The sequence below is a fragment of the Oscillibacter sp. ER4 genome, assembly GCF_000765235.1.
Classification (GTDB): domain Bacteria; phylum Bacillota; class Clostridia; order Oscillospirales; family Oscillospiraceae; genus Hominicoprocola; species Hominicoprocola fusiformis.
The window spans coordinates 1-18,062 of sequence record NZ_JPJG01000083.1 but is presented as its reverse complement, the minus strand read 5'-3'; the positions used below and the strand labels follow the sequence as shown (position 1 = coordinate 18,062).

Sequence of the window (18,062 nt, the reverse complement as noted above, 5' to 3'; positions counted from 1 at the left end):
CGGCAACGCCGCGCTATGGGCAGTGCAATCGGCAAGCATTGCAGCTCTTCGAGCTGCTCGCTTGCAATGGGAAACGCCTTTCTTTTGGACGGGCGACGCCCGTTTTCTTTCTCGGGAAAGAAAATGGGGGTCGCATCACGCGGCACATGTGCCGCAAAGCCTTTCGCACCTGTGCGAAAAAGCATCCGCGCCCTCACGGGCGCAAAAAGTGAGGAACATTTTCATGATTTTCAAAAAATCCGGCCCGCCGGAATGGCTGCTCGTCTGTTTGGGCAACTACGGCAAGCAGTATGAAAACACCCGCCACAACATCGGCTTCATGGCCGCGGAGCGCCTGATCGACAAGCGCGATCTGCGCTGCAACCGCCTGCGCTTCCGCGCGCTGACGGAAGTCATCGAATTTGGCGGGGTGAATGTGCTTTTGATGATGCCGCAGACCTACATGAACCTCTCCGGCGAGGCTGTGGGCGAGGCGGCGCGGTTCTATAAAATTCCCGCCGACCACGTCATCGTCATCTCCGACGATATTTCGCTCCCGCTCGGCAAGCTCCGCGTGCGCGGCAGCGGCAGCGCGGGCGGACACAACGGCCTCAAGAACATCATCGCGCACCTCGGCACCGACGCTTTCCCGCGCGTCAAGGTCGGCGTCGGCGCGCCGGAGCACGACATTGTCGACTGGGTCATCGGCCCGTTCACGGCCAATGAGCGCAAGGTCATCGACGGTGTGCTCGACCGCGCGCTCGGCGCGGCGGAGTGCATCATCACCGACGGCGTGCTCACCGCGCAGAACCGCTTCAACGGCTGAGCGTTTTTTGCCGCCAAAATTTATAAAATCGACATAGACTTTTGGGCAAAAGCCTATATAATAAAATGACTGACGACCACGGGCATGACCCGCCGCGGCTGCGGCGGATCTGCCCTTTTGCGCGCTGCGGGAGGAGGGATACGGCATGGCGCAGGGGATGAACAAACTCAACGAAGCGCTCGTTTCTCTTCCCGAGGTGCGCGAGCTGCTGCTCTCGCTCGACGCGGGCACATCGCCCATCGCCGTGTCGGGCCTTTCGGGTGTGCACCGCGCGCAGCTTGCCGCTGCCGTGCGGCACAAGACACAGCGCCCGCTTTTGATCGTCTGCGCGGATGAAAACGAGGCAAACCGCATGGCGGGCGACCTGCACGAGCTGCTCGGCGAGGACGTGAGCCTGCTGTTCGCGCGCGAATGGCAGCTGCGCGACCGCGTGTTCGCCTCCCACGGCTGGGAGCAGCAGCGCATCGGCTCGCTGTGCAGCCTTGCCGCCGAAAAAGCGCCGATCCTGGTCGCGACGGTCGACGGCCTGATGCAGCGAACGCTCCCGCCCGACGCGCTGCGCGGCGCGGTGACGGACATTTCGCTCGGCGACCGCTTTGACCTGAACGCGCTCTCGAAAAAGCTTGTCGAAAGCGGCTACACGCGCGCGGAAACGGTCGAGGGCGTCGGCCAGTTCGCGCTGCGCGGCGGCATTCTCGACGTCTGGTCGCCGCTGAGCGCGCCCGTGCGCGTCGAATTCTTCGACGACGAGGTCGACGCGATGGGCGAATTCGACGTGACGACCCAGCGCCGCACGCAGAACGTCAAATCCCTGACCGTCCTGCCCGCGGCAGAGGTGCTGCCCGCCCTCTCGGACGGCGGGCGCGAAAAAATGCTCGAGCGCCTTGGGCGCGCCGCGCAGAAGATCGCGAAAAAGGCCGAAGACAGCCCCATCGTCCAAACGCTGCGCAGCGACATCGAGCGCCTTCGTAACGACCTGCCGCTCGGCGGCATGGACCGGTATCTCGCCGCGTGCTACCCCGACGAAGTCTGCGCGCTCGACTATCTTTCACCCGACACGCTGATTGCCGTCAGCGACGGCATGCGCGTTTTGGAACGCAGCAAGAACTACCACTGGGAGCTCTCCGAGGACGTAAAGCCCCTGATCGAAGAGGGCGTTTTGTGCGGCGAATTTGCCGCGCTCGCGCTGAGTCAGGAGGCATTGAGCCATCGCATGGGCGCGTTCCCCGTGCTGCTGCTCGATTCGCTCCCCACGTCGCGCAATCTGCTGCCGCCGAGGGCCATCCTCAGCATGAACGCGCGATCGCTGCCGTCGTATGGCGGCAGCCTCGAGACTGCCGCGGGCGACATGGAGCGGTATCTTGGCGCAGGCTGCGGCGTGCTCGTTCTCTGCGGCAACGAAACGCGCGCGAAAAACTTCCGGCGCCTTTTGGAAGAGCGGAACATCCGCGCGCAGCTCAACTTGAAAAACGACCGCCTCCCCGCCCCGCACGAGACCGTCATCGGCCTCGGCGCGCTGAGCGCGGGCAGCGAATATCCACAATTAAAGCTCGTCATCCTGACCGAGGGCCAGCTGACCGCTCCCATCTCCGGCAAGCGCGCAAAGGCGCGGCCGAAGAAGGAGACGTCGGCCCGCGCCGCGCTGCGCTCCTATGAAGACCTCTCCCCCGGCGATCTCGTCGTGCATGTCCACCACGGCATCGGCCGCTTTGCGGGCATCGAGCGCATGCGCGTCGACGGCGTGGACAAGGACTATATTAAGATCTGCTACGCGGGCAACGACAGCTTATACGTCCCCGCGACGCAGCTCGACATGGTGTCGAAATACATCGGCGGCCATGGCGAGGACGAGGACGGCCAAATACGCACGAAGCTCAGTAAGCTCGGCGGCACGGACTGGTCGCGCGCGAAGACGAAGGCGCGCGCCGCGGCAAAGGACCTCGCCAAAGGGCTCATCGCGCTCTATGCCGAGCGCCAGCGCCGTCCTGGCTTCGCCTTCTCGCCCGACTCCCCGTGGCAGAAGGAATTTGAAGAGGCCTTCGACTACGAAGAGACCGACGATCAGCTCCGCGCCATCGCCGAGATCAAGGCCGACATGGAGCGCAGTACGCCGATGGACCGCCTGCTCTGCGGCGACGTCGGCTACGGTAAGACTGAGGTCGCGCTGCGCGCCGTGATGAAGTGCGTGCTCGACGGCAAGCAGGCGGCCATCTTAGTGCCGACCACCGTGCTCGCCCAGCAGCACTACGCGACGGCGCTGAACCGCTTCCGCTCGTTCCCCGTGCGCATCGAAGTGCTCTCGCGCTTCAAAACGCCGGCGCAGAAGAAGCAAATTTTGCAGGATGCCGCCGCGGGAAAGATCGACTTACTCATTGGCACGCACTCGCTGCTGCAAAAGAGTTTGCACTTCAAGGACCTTGGCCTTCTCATCATCGACGAGGAGCAGCGCTTCGGCGTAACACACAAGGAAAAGCTTAAGGAGCTCTCGCGTCAGGTCGACACGCTGACGCTCTCGGCAACGCCCATCCCCAGAACGCTCAACATGGCGCTCTCGGGCATCCGCGACATGTCGACCATCGAGGTCCCGCCCGTTGACCGCCAGCCGGTGCAGACATATGTGCTCGAGCATAACTGGAGCGTCATCGCCGACGCCATCCGGCGCGAGCTCGCGCGCGGCGGGCAGGTCTACTACATGCACAACCGCGTCGAGACCATCGACCGCTGCGCCGCCCAGCTCAAAAAGCTCCTCGGCGACGATGTCACCATCGGCGTCGCGCACGGCAAGATGGACGAAAAGGGCCTGTCGTCCGTGATGCAGCAGCTCTCGGACGGAGAAATTCAGGTGCTCGTCTGCACGACGATCATTGAGACGGGCATCGACATTCCGAATGTCAACACCCTCATCATCGAGGACGCCGACCGCCTCGGCCTCGCCCAGCTGCACCAGATCCGCGGGCGCATCGGCCGCAGCGCGCGCCGGGCGTATGCCTATATGACCTACCGCGCGGGCAAGATCCTCACCGAGGTTGCGGCCAAGCGCCTGACGGCCATCCGCGAATACGCGGAGTTCGGCTCGGGCTTCCGCATCGCGATGCGCGACCTTGAGATTCGCGGCGCGGGCAATTTGCTCGGCCCCGAGCAGTCGGGCTACATGATGAGCGTCGGCTACGACATGTATTTGCAGCTCTTGGAAGAGGCTGTGCTCGAGCAGCGCGGCGAAAAAGCGCCGCAGCGCACCGAATGCTCGGCAGACCTCACAGTCTCGGCCAACCTGCCGGAGAGCTACATTCCATCGGGCGAGCAGCGCATGGACATCTACCGCCGCATCGCGGCGCTGCGCACCGCCGAGCAGTCGCAGGAGCTGCTCGACGAGCTCATCGACCGCTACGGCGAGCCGCCCCAGCCGGTCCTCAAGCTCATGGACGTCGCGCTTTTGCGCGCGGAGGCCGTGCAGATCGGCGTGAGCGATATCTCGCAGCGCGGCAGCGAGATCACCTTCACCTTTGCCGCGTCCGAGGCAGTCCCCGTGGAGGCCGTGATGGCCCTCTGCTCACTGCCGAAGAACCGCCGCCGGCTCACGCTCTCCGCCACGGGGACGGAGCCGAAGCTCCTGCTGCGTCTTTCGCTGGGCGAGGACGCATTGGATACAGCCTTGACGCTGGTCGGAGACCTGCGTGTGAATAAGGAAGAAAACGAAAAAGAGGTAACATTATGATCAAGAAGAGATTACTTTCGTTCCTTGGCGCGGCGGCCATCACCGCGGCGCTCACCTTTGCCGTCGTGTCGCTCTCGCCCTCGAACGGCTTCACCTCCGGCACGATGCAGGAGGGTCTCTGTTACGAAGCGACCGGCGTCGCGCCCGACGCGATCGTCGCAAGCCTGAACGGCAACGGCGCGAGCGCCGACCTTGTCGCCTACTGGATCGGCTACGACGTGTCGTATCTCGACAGCTATATGCAGTATTACTCCGGCTCGTCCATCAACTGGGACGACACCCTCTCCGACGGCATGAGTGTCGCCGACTATGTGAAAGCAAGCGTGCTCTCGTCCGTCAAGCAGCACTTGGTGCTTGAAAATCTCGCCAGCAAGTACGGCGTGACGCTTACCGCCGAGCAGGAGGCCGCCATGGCCGAGAGCGACCAGAGCTACATTGACCAGTACGGCAGCGAGGAAGCTTTTGAGGCCGAGATCGCCAAGCTCGGCATGCGCCGCGAGACCTATGACCGCGTCGCGCGCTCGAACTACCTGTATCAGAATCTCTATGCGCTCTACAACACCGAGGGCAGCGCGCTCTACGCCTCCGACGAGGACCTCGCCGTATACGCCGCCGAGCAGGGCTACATCACAGCGGACCACATCCTGCTTGCGACGAAGAACATGACGACCGGCGAAGCCCTCACCGACGAGCAGAAGGCCGAAAAGAAAGCGCTCGCTGAGGAGCTCGTCGAAAAGCTCAATTCCTACACCGGCGACGACATCGCCTCCTACTTTGCCGAGCTCGCCGACGAGTACAGCGAGGACCCCGGCCGCGAGAGCTATCCCACGGGCTACACCTTCACGACCGGCTCGATGGTGCAGGAGTTTGAAGACGCCGCCTACGCGCTTTCCGAGGGCGAGGTGAGTGAAGTCGTCGAATCCAGCTTCGGCTATCACATCCTGCTCCGCCTGCCGCTCGACAAGGCCGCAGCCGCCGATGAGGTGCGCGAGGAGTACTTCACGAACTTCATCGCCGAGCAGGTCGACGCCGCCGCGATGGCGACGAGCGCGGACTATGATAAGCTTGACCCGCAGACGATTTACGAGGCGATCGTCGCCGCGCAGGCGGAGGGTTAAATCGCAGCGCGGCGCACTGTACGGCGTTTGCGCCCGCGAGGGCGCGTGAGGGGCAGCCCGAAAGGGCTGCTTCCTTTTTGCGTCTCGGCAGGGGCACTGCTTTTTTCTCTGCACCGTGCAGAGGACAAAATAAAAAGGAGACCTCTTTCGAGCAATGCTGTTCGGTTAGGTATTAACCGAACAAAAACGCCCCTGCTGATTTTGATTTTCAAAATCAGCAGGGGGCTTTTTATTTACCGTAATATATGGCGATGGGATGAACAACGAACAAGTCTTTTTCTTTGGTTGGCAAGATAGATACTAGAGCTTGGTTTACCATGCCTTGTAGCTGTGAGAAAATACTATCAGAGAGAGGGGCAACACTCTCTCCTATCACGTTGGTGACATAGCCAACACAGGTCACATACCCGCCGTGTTTGAAACCCATTGTCTGGGGGTTGTCTCGAAAATATTTGTCTTCCAAAGGAATCAAATAACCGACAGGGGACACAAGCATACGGCTGTAAGGAATGCCATGTCGGCTCTGGGGATGGAAACCAGCGAAGCCGATACCATGGTGGATCAGATGTCCAAGACGGCATCCACCACCAATACCTCCGTTGCCCAGCTGGGTGAAGCCATCCTGACCATCGGCGCAACCGCGAAGACGGTCAAGGGCGGCACAGCGGAACTGAATACCGCTCTGGGCATCCTCGCCAATAACGGCATCAAGGGCGCGGAGGGCGGCACCCATCTGCGAAACGTAATTCTGGCTCTGCAAAGCCCCACGGACAAAGCCGCCGCCTGCATGGAGAGCCTGGGCGTGGAGGTCTACGACTCCGAAGGCAATATGCGTTCCCTCAACGATATTCTGGGGGATTTGAATACCAGTATGGACGGGATGACTTCCGCTGAAAAGCAGAACATCATCTCGTCCATTTTCAATAAAACCGATCTGGCCGCTGTCAACTCGCTGCTTTCCAATACCGGAGACAGCTGGGACAGTCTCCAGCAGTCCATTACGGAAAGCGGCGGCGCGGCTCAGCAGATGGCGGATACACAGATGGACAACCTGTCCGGCCAGATCACCATTCTAAAGTCCGCACTGGAGGGGCTTGCCATTTCCTTCGGCGAAATCCTCATGCCAAAAATCCGGGCGGCGGCAAAGAAAATCCAGGAATTTGTGGACAAGCTGAACGGCATGAACGATGAGCAGAAAGAAACCGTGTTGAAAATTGCGGCGGTTGTCGCTGCCATCGGTCCCATGCTCATTCTCTTCGGCAAAGTGACTTCCACAGTCGGTACAGCCATGAAGGGCTTTTCCGGTCTGACGAAGGTCATCGCCAAGCTGGGCGTAAAGATCGCCGGGAGCAGCGGTTCCATCACCGGACTGGGAAGTGCGCTTGGGGCCGTGGTCGGGCCGGTGCTTGCCGTGGTGGCAGTGATCGGTACGCTGGCAGCCGCCTTTGCGACGCTCTGGAAAACCAACGATGAATTCCGAGAAAATATCATCGGCACATGGAATCAGATCAAAGAAACCATCAGCGGCTTCTGTCAGGGCATCGTTGACCGGCTGAACAGCCTGGGCTTTGAATTTGAAAGCATTACCGAAGTGCTGTCCGCTGTATGGCAGGGGTTCTGTGATCTTCTCGCTCCAGTCTTTGAGGGTGTGTTCAAGCACATCGCCATTACGCTGTCCACGGTACTGGATGTCATTCTGGGCATCGTGGATGTATTCATTTCCGTATTCCAGGGCGACTGATCCGGCGCGTGGGAGGCCGTAAAGGGAATCCGGTGTTCGCCCAGTGTGTATCGCTGGATAGCTATCAGGTGTTCCTCCAGGCGTATGGCTCCGGCGAAATCGCGCTGACAGGCAGATGCAGCGACCATTTCGTAGTTTCCGGCACTCCGGGGCTGTCCTTCGGCTGGGAGATGAAGGCCAAGCAGATCGATTACGACCAGCTGCGCATGACGGAAGATCGCGGTCAGGTCGATACCTCCGCTGTCAACTACGGAGCCGAAGCGGCTTCTTATCTTGCATCGCCGACGGCGGTGGGCTGCTCTAAGGTAGGCATCCGGGAGGACACGCTCAGGACGCTCATCGCGAATGTGATGGGCCTGCCGGAGTTTGACGAGGAGCTTTTCAATCAGCAGCTGGCTTATGCAACGGTGCCCGCAGACAACGAGATTGTCTTTCACTTCCGGGACGGGCATGAGGTGTCCAGAGCCTTCGTCCAGAAGCGCCAGATGCCCCGCCAGACTGAGGAGCGGAAAAAGCACATGAGCGAGGTCATGAAAGCGAAATGGAGGGAACGCCATGCCGAAAGCGACTAAGAAGATTACCACCATCCCAGCCACGCTGACCCGCTTCACAGCTATGCCAATCACGGAGCAGAAAAAGCGCCGGGTCGCCGGTTATGCGCGTGTTTCCACCGACCATGACGACCAGTTCACCAGCTATGAGGCCCAGATTGATTACTACACGAATTACATCAAGAGCCGGGACGATTGGGAGTTCGTCGATGTGTACACGGACGCAGGCATCACGGGCACTAGCACCAAGCACCGCGAGGGCTTCAAACGCATGGTTGCGGATGCGCTGGCCGGAAAAATCGACCTCATCGTGACAAAGAGCGTCAGCCGGTTTGCCCGGAACACGGTGGACAGTCTGACCACTATCCGCCAGCTCAAGGAAAGCGGCATCGAGTGCTATTTTGAAAAAGAGAACATCTGGACGTTTGACGGGAAGGGCGAGCTGCTCCTGACCATCATGTCCTCGCTGGCGCAGGAGGAAAGCCGGAGCATTTCTGAAAACTGCACCTGGGGCCAGCGGAAGCGCTTTGCAGACGGCAAGGTCACGGTTCCGTTCAACCGGTTCCTCGGCTACGACCGTGGGCCGGACGGCAATCTGGTGGTCAACCGGGAGCAGGCAGCCATTGTTCAGCGCATCTTCGCCATGTTCCTTCAGGGCATGACCTACAATGGCATCGCCCAGCAGCTCACGGCTGATGGCATCCTGTCTCCCGGCGGCAAGCCCAAGTGGAACACCTCGGCGGTCAAAAGTATCCTGTCGAATGAGAAATACAAGGGCTGCGCTCTGCTGCAAAAGACCTACACCGTCGATTACCTGACGAAGAAAAAGAAGGTCAATGAGGGAGAAATCCCCCAGTATTATGTGGAGTACAATCACGAGCCTATCATCGACCCGGACACCTTCGAGATGGTTCAGCGGGAGATGGAGAAGCGCGGCAAGGGCCGGAAGTACCACAGCGGCATCCACGCATTGGCAAAGCTTGTATGGGCTTTAACGCGCCATTATTCTGCTTTGTGCGAATAACGAAGTCCAGCCCCTTTTGCTGAAAATCTGCAATTAAGGGATAGGAAGAGTAAAGTCTGTCGCATACGAAAATGCAAGGCAGAAAATCGTTCCACGCCACCATAAAGGCCGCATCTGCGTGTTCGTTCTGCTTGCTGATAGGGTGCAGTACCATGTCCACCGTCTGATTAGAAAGCAAGTCTACCATGACCGTGGCTTTATACTGGTTATACCCGCCCTTGGCTGTGTTTGACGCAGGCATGAAAGACGGCGTGTCCTTGTTGAGTGCTGTGTTGAAATTTACGCCGTCTATGCCAATCAGCTTGCGGCCCTTGTAAAGAAAGGCATCATTCCCGTTGTCTGTGTCAGAGAAGCGGCGCAAAACATAATATAACAGTTCGGAAGGAATGGCGACGCGGCGCTCAGAGAAGCTGGACGCAGACACTTTTAGGCTGGGGTAATCGTACAGCTCCTTGCGTAAACTGTTGCCGCCCATGAGGCAGAGCAGCTTTATCATGGTCACTTGGTCGAGTTTGCGATTTCGGGAAAACAGATTGGCAGGCTCGTCAGCATCACGCTACCAGTCTTTGATTGCGGAACGGATAGCATCTTCAAATTCCATCTTAACTTTATCAGCGATATTCATAATCTTTTGCTCCTGTCATGTATTTGCCGGGATTGGACGCAAAAGAAGCGCATGACAACGGCTCCCACCGGCAGGGAAGCCATTGTCATGCGCTCCTAAGACACTCATCCATATGTCAGGACAGCAGCATGAATTGTAAAATGGGTCGGCAATATGCTAAAATCGTAAAATCTCGTAAAACTCTCAAATTGGGCTACTAAGGCCGATTACAGGTTAGCACAAGCAAATAGTGCTGTCAAAGGAAAGAACAAAATGTTCACTAAAAGTTCACTAACCGAACACCCCATAAGGGCAAAAATAGTGACAAGAGCGCAAACCGAACAGTTTGCGCTCTTGTCCGAACAGCATTGCTCTTTCGAGGTCTCCTTTTATTTTCAGGGGTTAGCGGTGCTTTAGCACTTCTCGAAGATGGTGGCAACGCCCTGACCGCCGCCGATGCAGAGGGTGGCAAGACCCTTCTTGGCGTCGTCGCGCTTGAGCATTTCGTGCAGCAGGGTGACGATGATACGAGCGCCGGAAGCGCCGACGGGGTGGCCGATGGAGATCGCGCCGCCGTTGACGTTGACCTTGCTCATGTCGAAGCCGAGCTCACGGGCAACAGCGATGGACTGGGCCGCGAAGGCTTCGTTGGCCTCGACGAGGTCGATATCGTCGATGGTCAGGCCGGCCTTCTGCATGGCCTGACGGGAAGCGGGCACGGGGCCGACGCCCATGATCTTCGGGTCGACGCCGCCCTGGCCCCAGCTGACGAGCTTGGCCATGGGCTTGAGGTTGTACTTCTTCACGGCCTCGCCGGAAGCGAGGACGATGGCGGCAGCGCCGTCGTTGATGCCGGAGGCGTTACCGGCGGTGACGCGCTGGACGTGCTTCTTGGTATCGGCTTCGTGGATGCCGGTGGGCTCGAAGGTGTGGACGATCTCGTCCTCAACGCCCTCGGGGCCGACGGGGAACGCGCCGCGCAGCTTGGCAAGACCCTCGACGGTGGAACCGGCGCGGGGAAACTCATCCTTCTTGAACTCGACGATCTCCTTCTTGACCTTCACGGGGACGGGAACGATCTCATCGTCAAAACGGCCGGCAGCCTGAGCAGCCTCGGTCTTCTGCTGGGAGGCAGCGCCGAAGGCGTCGAGCTCTTCGCGGGTGATGCCCCAAACATCGCAGATGTTCTCGGCGGTGGTGCCCATGTGGTAGTTGTTGAACGCATCCCACAGGCCGTCCTTGATCATGGTGTCGACAAGCTTCTTGTCGCCCATGCGGGCGCCCCAGCGGGCGTCGGGAGCGGCATAAGGAGCGGCGCTCATGTTCTCGGTGCCACCGCAGACGACGATATCGGCATCGCCGGCGAGGATGGCGCGGCCAGCCTCAATGACGGACTTCATACCGGAGCCGCAGACCATACCGACGGTATAGGCGGGGACGGAATAGGGGAGACCGGCGCCCACGCCGACCTGACGGGCGACGTTCTGACCGAGACCGGCGGTCAGGATGCAGCCGAACATCAGCTCATCGACATTCTCGGGAGCGACATTCGCGCGCTTGAGGGCTTCCTTCACGACGATGGAGCCGAGCTGAGCGGCAGGGGTGTTCTTCAGGGAACCGCCGAAGGAACCGACAGCGGTACGGCAGCAGTTGACGACGTACAATTCTTTCATTTGACTTCTCCTTTAAAATTTGTAAATCCGGAATGAGATCCGATTTTCTTCGATTTTGATTATACACACAGAAAAATGAAAAATCAACTGCAAAGTTGCGAAAAATATAGGCAATTTTGATTTTTTTCTTTCATTTCGTTAACTATTTAACAAGAATGAAGAATATCTTGCACCACGGGATCGTTTTGCACCCAAAGGCGCAGGGAAAGCAGCGCCGCTGGCGCTGCATGGGAAAGGGGGCCATTGTCTCGCGTGAGACAATGGCCCCCTTTCCCGCGTCTCCACACGCTGTTGGAATAAAAAGCAGCAGCTCTGCCTGACTGCCCCCCCTGCGCCCAAGGGCGCAAAAAAGGGACGTCTCTTTCGAGGCGTCCCTTTTAATAAGTAGTTTCTACGAAACAGAAATAGCTTAGAACTTGGGCTTCTGGGCCTTGACCTTGGGCTCCTGGCCGTTGCAGACGGCGACGATGTCGTTGGCAACGGAGGTGCAGCAGTTCAGAACGCTCTGCTCGGTGGTGGCGGCCATGTGCGGGGTCATGATGACGTTGTCGAGGTTGAACAGCTCGCGGCTGGACTCCTGGATGGGCTCATGCTCGAACACGTCGAGACCGGCCTGGAACAGCGTGCCGTCCTTCAGGCACTCGACAAGCTCGTTCTCCTTGATCAGAGCGCCGCGCGCGCAGTTGATGAAGGAAGCGGTGGGCTTCATCCAGCTGAACTGCTCACGGCCGATGGAGTGCTCGGTGGAGGGAACGACAGGCAGATGCACGGACACGAAGTCGGCCTGCTCCCAGACCTCCTTGGCGGTGGCCTTCAGCTCGCACAGATCGCCGATCTTGTCCTGCGTGAGGTACGGATCGTAGCCGATGACGTTCATGCCGAAGCCGTACTTGCACTTCTGCATGGCGAGCTGGGAGATACGGCCGCAGCCGATCATACCGAGGGTCTTGCCGCCGAGCTCATAGGTGTGCTCCATGCCCATACGGACGAGGAAGTTGCCGCCGCGGAACTGACGGTCGACATAGGTGAAGCGCTTGGCGCACATGAGCATCAGCATGACGGCGTGCTCGGCGACGGCGTTGGCGTTGCCGGCAGGCGCGTAGACAACGGTGATGTCCTTGGCGTGGGCGTGGTCCATGTCGATGTTATCGAGGCCGGCGCCCTGCTTGCCGATGACCTTGAGGTTCTTGCAGGTGTCCATCATCTTGGCGGTGATGGGCTCGGTGCGGCACATGATGGCGTCGGGCTGGAACTCGGCGAGCTCCTTGACGTAGGTCTCCTCGTCGTTATGGCTGCACAGCTTCACTTCAAAGTCGTTGGACTCGAAGATGTGCGTGGCCACCTCGTTGAGCTCGATGGTGTAGTAAACTTTGAACTTTGCCATGATAAAGATCTCCTCTCAAATTTTTATTTATTGAATTGCCAAATGATTTCATACGGTTTCTTCATTATACCTTGCGCTTTGCACAAAAGCAAGCGATTTTCAGAAAGATTTGCAAGAACTCATTCAAATAATTGAACAGCATCTTTCATTTTGACGATTTGCCGTCATGTCTTTCCCCTGTTTTCTGCAATTTTCGCTGCAAAACAAAAAAGGACATAAAAGGCGCTTGACAAACTACTACATATGTAGTATATAGTTATCAACGACAAATGTAGTAGATCATCTAAGGAGGTCAACCCATGGACGATAAGAAGAGACTGCCCGACGCGGAGCTTGCCGTGATGCAGGCCATCTGGGCCGTCGGCGGCGAGGTCAGCCGCGGCGATCTCGACGGCGCGCTCGCGAGCCACGGCTGGAGCGCCAACACCGTCAACACCTACCTTACTCGCCTGTGCGAAAAAGGATTCCTCTCGAGCCGCCGCGAGGGGCGGAACAATTCGTACACGCCGCTCGTCTCAAAGGACAGATACCTCGAATTTGAGAGCCGCAGCGTCCTGAAGCGGCTCTACGGCGGGTCGCTCGGCAGCTTTGTCGCGGCGCTGAACGCCGAGCAGCCGCTCGAACAGAGCGAGATCGACGAGCTGCGGCAGTTTTTGGACGATATGAGCCGGTAAACGGCGATAAAAAGGAGGACGCACCATGGAAACATTTCTGCTGAATCTGTTGAAAACTTCCCTGTTAGGTTCCCTCGCCATTCTGGCGATGCTGGTACTCAAACCCCTCTGGCGCGAGCGCTACCGTGCGAAAACGCGCTGCTGGCTGTGGCTGGCGCTGGCGGCATTTTTGCTGCTGCCGGTCGATTTTTCGGTGAAAAACGCGCCGGTGCAGGCCGCGCCGCCGAAGGACTACACCCTCTTTGTCGGCACGGATAAGACAGCCATCCAATCGACCGATAATCTGTTTGGCGACATGGCCGAAAAAAGCGGCCAGTCCCCCGCCGCGGTGCGCGACACGATCATCCAGCGCCCCGTGACGAATCCCGAGCAGAAGACGACACGCTACATCCCCGTGACGACGATCTTGTTTTACGGCTATCTCGCGGGCGCGGCGGCGTTCCTGCTGTATCAGGGCATCTCCTACGCCCTCTTCCGCCGCACGGTGCGCCGCTGGAAGAGAGACGTCTCCCGCGCGGACTACGCCGCGATGCTCTCTGACACGGCGCGCGACTTAGGCGTGAGCGCGCCGGAGATGATCGTCTGCGAGGCCATCTCCACCCCCGCGGTGACAGGTCTTCTTTGCCCGCGGCTGCTCCTGCCCCACGAGCGCTACGACGTGCAGGAGCTGCGCTACATCCTGCGCCATGAGCTGTGCCACCTCAAGCAGCGCGATATGCTCTTAAAGCTCGTGCTGCTCGCGGCCAACGCGATGCACTGGTTCAACCCCGTGGTGTATCTGATGCTGCGTCAGGCGGACGAGGACATTGAGCTCGCCTGCGACAGCGCGGCGACCGACGGGCTCGAACTCCCCGAGCGCGCGGCTTACAGCCGGACACTGCTCGCCGCCGTGCAGTCCAGCGTGCGGGCGCTGCCCGCGACGACGTGCTTCGGCGGCACGGTCGAGCGCCTCAAGCGGCGCATCACGAACGTCCTCGGCGCGCAGAAAAAGCGCGGGCTCGGCGTTGTCGCCCTCGTGCTGGCGCTGACGCTGACGGCGGGCTGCGCCGTCAGCTGGGGCGAGCGCGCACAGGCGGGCAATCCGTTCGACGGCACAACGTTCTCGGTCGACGAGGCGGTGTATCTGACAACGGAAGCGCGCAGCGCCGTCAGAGGCTTCCCCTACTCCCCCGCCATCACGTTCCGCGCCCTGACCATCGACAGTGAAAAGCGCGTCGCGATGTTCGCGCCCAGCGGCGACGAGTTCGTCTTCTCCCCGATGGAGGTCGTATCACTCGACAAGTCCACCTTCCCAGCCCTCTTCAATGACTCTGCTGACGAGACGTGGAACGGCATGAGCGCGGATGAGCTCATCAGCGGCAATCGGACCGTCTGGAAAGGCTACGTTTCCGACACAACGTATGAAGACTACTATAATGTGCTCTATCTTTTCGCACAGAAGGATGGCAGCTTTTATATCAGTCTTGCCTATCGGACACTGGGAAGCGATTCGGGTAACAAGGCAATCGAGGGCATCGGCAGCATCTACCGTCTGAACATCGAAAACACCGACACGATCTACGCCTCGATGGACGACTATGCCACCGCGTGCGTGGAAGACCTCAAAAAAGGCACGATGACCTATTCCGTGTCGGAAAACAATGAATATGCGTCCCGCTCGATCGAAGACACGGTCGCCGATGTGCGCGTGACGCAGCTGGAGCAGGCAGATTCGCTCGGCAACCTTTCCCCCGACGGCACGGTGCTGGAGCTGTGGTACTTCCAGTATGAGAGGAAGCCCACGAACAAGGCGGGCGCGGAGATCGTCCCCATCGGCGGGCAGGAGCTGACGGATGACGGATATCTCAACGAGAACTGGACGCACTATCTCACCGTCCTGCACTACACCTACGGCGAGAAGACCGGCTATCAGATCATCGGCACCTCGATGAGCAACGACGGGCTGTGGTACAACGGCTGCGGCTACGGCGTGGACCTCAAGTATTACCTGCACGACTTCTATATCGACTATGCGGGGCTCAACGAGCCGAAGATGTACATTCCCGATCTGGTCGACGGTCTGGTCGAGGACGGATACGGCCACGGCAACACCGTCGAGGGCCGCCTGATCTCCGGTAATGGCAATTACAGTTTCTATGCCCCCATCTCCGGCTGGACGTACAAGCCCGATGCGGAATACGCGGAATACTGGTATTCGAGCTATAACACCGGCTCGTATTTCAGCGTCACAGAGGTCGACCACAGCCTGTACGACGAGAAGCTGGAGTGGGAAAGCGCGGGCTATACCGCTGAGTGGATCGACGAGAGCTGCCGCTTCGTGACGCACGAAGGCATGAGCAACACGGTCGTCACGCTCTTCAACGGGCCGAACAACACCTGCTATATCGTTGAGATTCACTGGCTCTTCGACGGCAGCACCGAGGAGAATCAGTGGGGCTGGAACCACGACCGCGCCGTCGAGGAGGAGGCCGTGATCTTGCAGGCGATGGTCAAGCACTTTACGATCAACGGAGGAATCTACTTCACGGACGGCTCTTCCGACTCCGAGTCTCCCGCTGATACCGCGTTCCTGACCGACCTCCAGCTCGCGGCAAATGGCGGTATTGAATCGCTGTCTCTGTTTCCGGCTGCTACAAGTTCGATTATCAGTCCGCGCGAGCCGGTCAGCACTGAGGGAAGCGAGCTGCACGTGGACCTGAGCAACTATGGCTATTCTTCTACATCCGAACCTGAGAATATCTCCCTGCTGAATCACATCCGGATTGATTTGAAAGGCGATAGCCAATCTTGGTTTGAATCTTATCAAGGTGGAAATGTGATCGGCTATTGCGCCGAGAATCGGCCGACAGAGTATTATCTGGCATTTGGTGACTTCGGCAAGTATGCGACGTTCTATGACGTAATACTCGAATGGTACCACAGCGCCCAGTCTGGCACCAAGCCGTCCGACGCATCTTCGACCACCACGACGAATGCCGTCAGCCGCGACTCGCTCATCAAGGCTGCCGACAGCTATGTTGATCTGGGCGGTTACCTCTGGTACACTGCGGGCGGCAAGCTCTGCCGCTGGCGCGAGGGCGGCTCGGTCGAAACGATCGATACCCTGCCGATTGATTATCTCAACGACGCGCCCGTCAGCGCGAGCCTTTCAACGCAGGACAACCGCATCCTGATGAGTTATCACATTGGCGGCGCAATAATGGGCTCGTTTATCACCGTTCTCTATGACACGGATGGCAAGAAGCTCAGTTCGATCAACGGCTACAACGCCATCGCTATCAGCGGCGACATTATTGTGATGACGGATTATTTCATGCCCACGCCGAACAACCTGTCCATTTCCTATGACTGCGGCAAAACGTTCACGAAATTCGGTGACAAGGACTGGTTCTACGGCAGCGCTCTCACAGAGGACGGCACCTATGTCACCTCCGTCGACTTCTCTCTTGAGATCCGCGACGGCTATGTCTACACTACCGCCGTTTACGACATCAACCACGAGAAGTCAGACGACCCGCTTGTAACGCACGCCGTGCGCATCAGCATCAAGACCGGTGCGCAGGAAATTCTGGACTGAAGCGGTCAAATTTCAAATAGGCGGCCTTCGGGCCGCCTTTTTCCCCGCATTTTTGCGTAAAATGATGGGAATATTGCAAAAAGGTACTGGAACATCTCAAAGATATGTGGTATGATGGGAATATTCCAAAACGTATTTCTCGGGAGGTTCCCACCATGGAACACAATCCGGTCCTCAAAAATCCGCTGTCGCTCGACAGCGAAATTCCTCTCTATTCCCAACTCATGGGCATCATCAAGCGCAGCATCACCTCCGGCGCGCTCAAGGTCGGCGACCTGCTCCCGAGCGAGGCCGAGCTCTGCCGCGTTTACGATATCAGCCGCAACACGGTCCGTCAGGCCATCGGTGCTCTGGAAGAAGAGGGCTTTGTCGTGCGCAAGCGCGGCAAGGGCACGTTCGTCACTGACCCGAACACGCGCCGCAAGGGCGTGCAGTATTCGTTCACGACGGAAATTTCCCAGCTGGGCAAAACGCCGTCGTCCACGCTGGTCGACTTCGCGGTCATCACGCCTTCCCCCAAGATCGTGACGCTCATGGGCCTTGAGCCGGGTGTCAAAGTCTATCGCTTCACGCGCGTGCGAAATGTCGACGGCGAGCCGCTCATCTTGGAGACGTCGTACTACCCCGAGTACATCTATCCGAACCTGACGCGCGAGCTTTTGGAGACGCACAGCTTCTACAGTCTCCTCTACCACGTCGGCGTCATCCCGTTTTCCGCGTCGGACACGTATGAGGCCGTCGTGCTCGCGCCGCACGAGGCGCAGCTTCTGCACTGCGCGCCCGGCTCGGCGGCGTTTTTCCATCAGCGCCGCACCACGACCGAGAACGGGCATACCTATGAATACACCACGAGCTATATGCGCGCGGACCGCGTGAAACTGGATGTGAGATTTCAGAAGGGATCGACGTCCTTCATGCGCACGGTTGATTAAAAAAGGCAGCCTTTCGGCTGCCTTTTTTTGCGCCCTCCCCGCGCAGCGGGGATCTTATCGCAGCGCGGCAGCGCTGCATCGTTGTTCCCCACACCGTGTGGGAGCGAGTCAAAGGGGCCATTCTCTTTCGCAAAAGAGAATGGCCCCTTTGGAACCCCAAGAGAAAGGCTTAGATTGGCAGTCTCAGGCTTGAACAACTCTGATGTCTCCGAAGTGAAAGTGCCTCGTGCGCGGCGTTGCCGCATTAGTGTTGCTATACGATTT

Annotated in this window: 12 protein-coding genes and 1 pseudogene; 9 read left to right on the top strand and 4 right to left on the bottom strand. The window is 58.9% G+C overall.

What is annotated here, in order from left to right; all coding sequences use genetic code 11:
• The coding region (locus NI20_RS15515) for a hypothetical protein (RefSeq protein ID WP_206538571.1) at window positions 1–185 on the bottom strand (185 nt) is incomplete at its 3' end.
• Between the two features lie 38 nt (window positions 186–223).
• Here NI20_RS15515 and pth point away from each other — a divergent pair.
• The 6 genes and pseudogenes from pth to NI20_RS0111950 form a co-directional block, all read left to right on the top strand.
• Window positions 224–805 (top strand): aminoacyl-tRNA hydrolase, encoded by a 582-nt coding sequence (gene pth, locus NI20_RS0111975; protein ID WP_033121626.1) that lies wholly within the window; start codon window positions 224–226, stop codon window positions 803–805.
• Between the two features lie 145 nt (window positions 806–950).
• Window positions 951–4,520, top strand: coding sequence for a transcription-repair coupling factor (mfd, locus tag NI20_RS0111970; RefSeq protein WP_242842995.1), 3,570 nt, complete (start codon window positions 951–953; stop codon window positions 4,518–4,520).
• A complete protein-coding gene (locus tag NI20_RS14330; protein ID WP_052084664.1) occupies window positions 4,517–5,638 on the top strand; it encodes a peptidylprolyl isomerase in 1,122 nt (373 codons plus the stop codon). The genes mfd and NI20_RS14330 overlap by 4 nt, the downstream gene beginning before the upstream one ends.
• 514 nt (window positions 5,639–6,152) lie before the next feature.
• Entirely contained in the window at window positions 6,153–7,379 is a 1,227-nt protein-coding gene (locus NI20_RS13885) for a phage tail tape measure protein (RefSeq protein WP_156108644.1), read from the top strand.
• Window positions 7,380–7,387: 8 nt separating this feature from the next.
• On the top strand, window positions 7,388–7,951 hold the full coding sequence (locus tag NI20_RS0111955) for a hypothetical protein (protein WP_156108643.1): 564 nt from the start codon (window positions 7,388–7,390) through the stop codon (window positions 7,949–7,951).
• Window positions 7,935–8,894, top strand: a pseudogene (locus NI20_RS0111950) (recombinase family protein); the annotation flags it as partial. The gene NI20_RS0111955 and the pseudogene NI20_RS0111950, both read left to right, overlap by 17 nt.
• Here the strand turns inward: NI20_RS0111950 and NI20_RS16050 are convergent.
• The 3 genes from NI20_RS16050 to NI20_RS0111935 all read right to left on the bottom strand — a co-directional run bounded on the left by NI20_RS16050 (window position 8,815) and on the right by NI20_RS0111935 (window position 12,615).
• Complete coding sequence (locus NI20_RS16050) at window positions 8,815–9,195, bottom strand: transposase (protein WP_369699418.1); 381 nt, start codon at window positions 9,193–9,195, stop codon at window positions 8,815–8,817. The pseudogene NI20_RS0111950 and the gene NI20_RS16050 sit on opposite strands and share 80 nt — an antisense overlap.
• Before the next feature lie 776 nt (window positions 9,196–9,971).
• Entirely contained in the window at window positions 9,972–11,231 is a 1,260-nt protein-coding gene (locus NI20_RS0111940; protein WP_033121623.1) for an acetyl-CoA C-acetyltransferase, read from the bottom strand.
• A 409-nt stretch (window positions 11,232–11,640) separates the two neighbouring features.
• Window positions 11,641–12,615 (bottom strand): hydroxyacid dehydrogenase, encoded by a 975-nt coding sequence (locus NI20_RS0111935; protein WP_052084660.1) that lies wholly within the window; start codon window positions 12,613–12,615, stop codon window positions 11,641–11,643.
• A 299-nt stretch (window positions 12,616–12,914) separates the two neighbouring features.
• Between NI20_RS0111935 and NI20_RS0111930 the strand changes: the two genes are divergently transcribed.
• From NI20_RS0111930 to NI20_RS0111920, 3 genes are all read left to right on the top strand, one after another.
• Complete coding sequence (locus NI20_RS0111930; RefSeq protein ID WP_033121622.1) at window positions 12,915–13,289, top strand: BlaI/MecI/CopY family transcriptional regulator; 375 nt, start codon at window positions 12,915–12,917, stop codon at window positions 13,287–13,289.
• A 25-nt stretch (window positions 13,290–13,314) separates the two neighbouring features.
• Complete coding sequence (locus tag NI20_RS0111925) at window positions 13,315–16,866, top strand: M56 family metallopeptidase (protein ID WP_033121621.1); 3,552 nt, start codon at window positions 13,315–13,317, stop codon at window positions 16,864–16,866.
• 155 nt (window positions 16,867–17,021) lie between these two features.
• Window positions 17,022–17,798: a GntR family transcriptional regulator gene (locus tag NI20_RS0111920; RefSeq protein ID WP_052084658.1), complete on the top strand. Its 777-nt coding sequence runs from the start codon at window positions 17,022–17,024 to the stop codon at window positions 17,796–17,798.
• Window positions 17,799–18,062 lie beyond the last annotated feature (264 nt).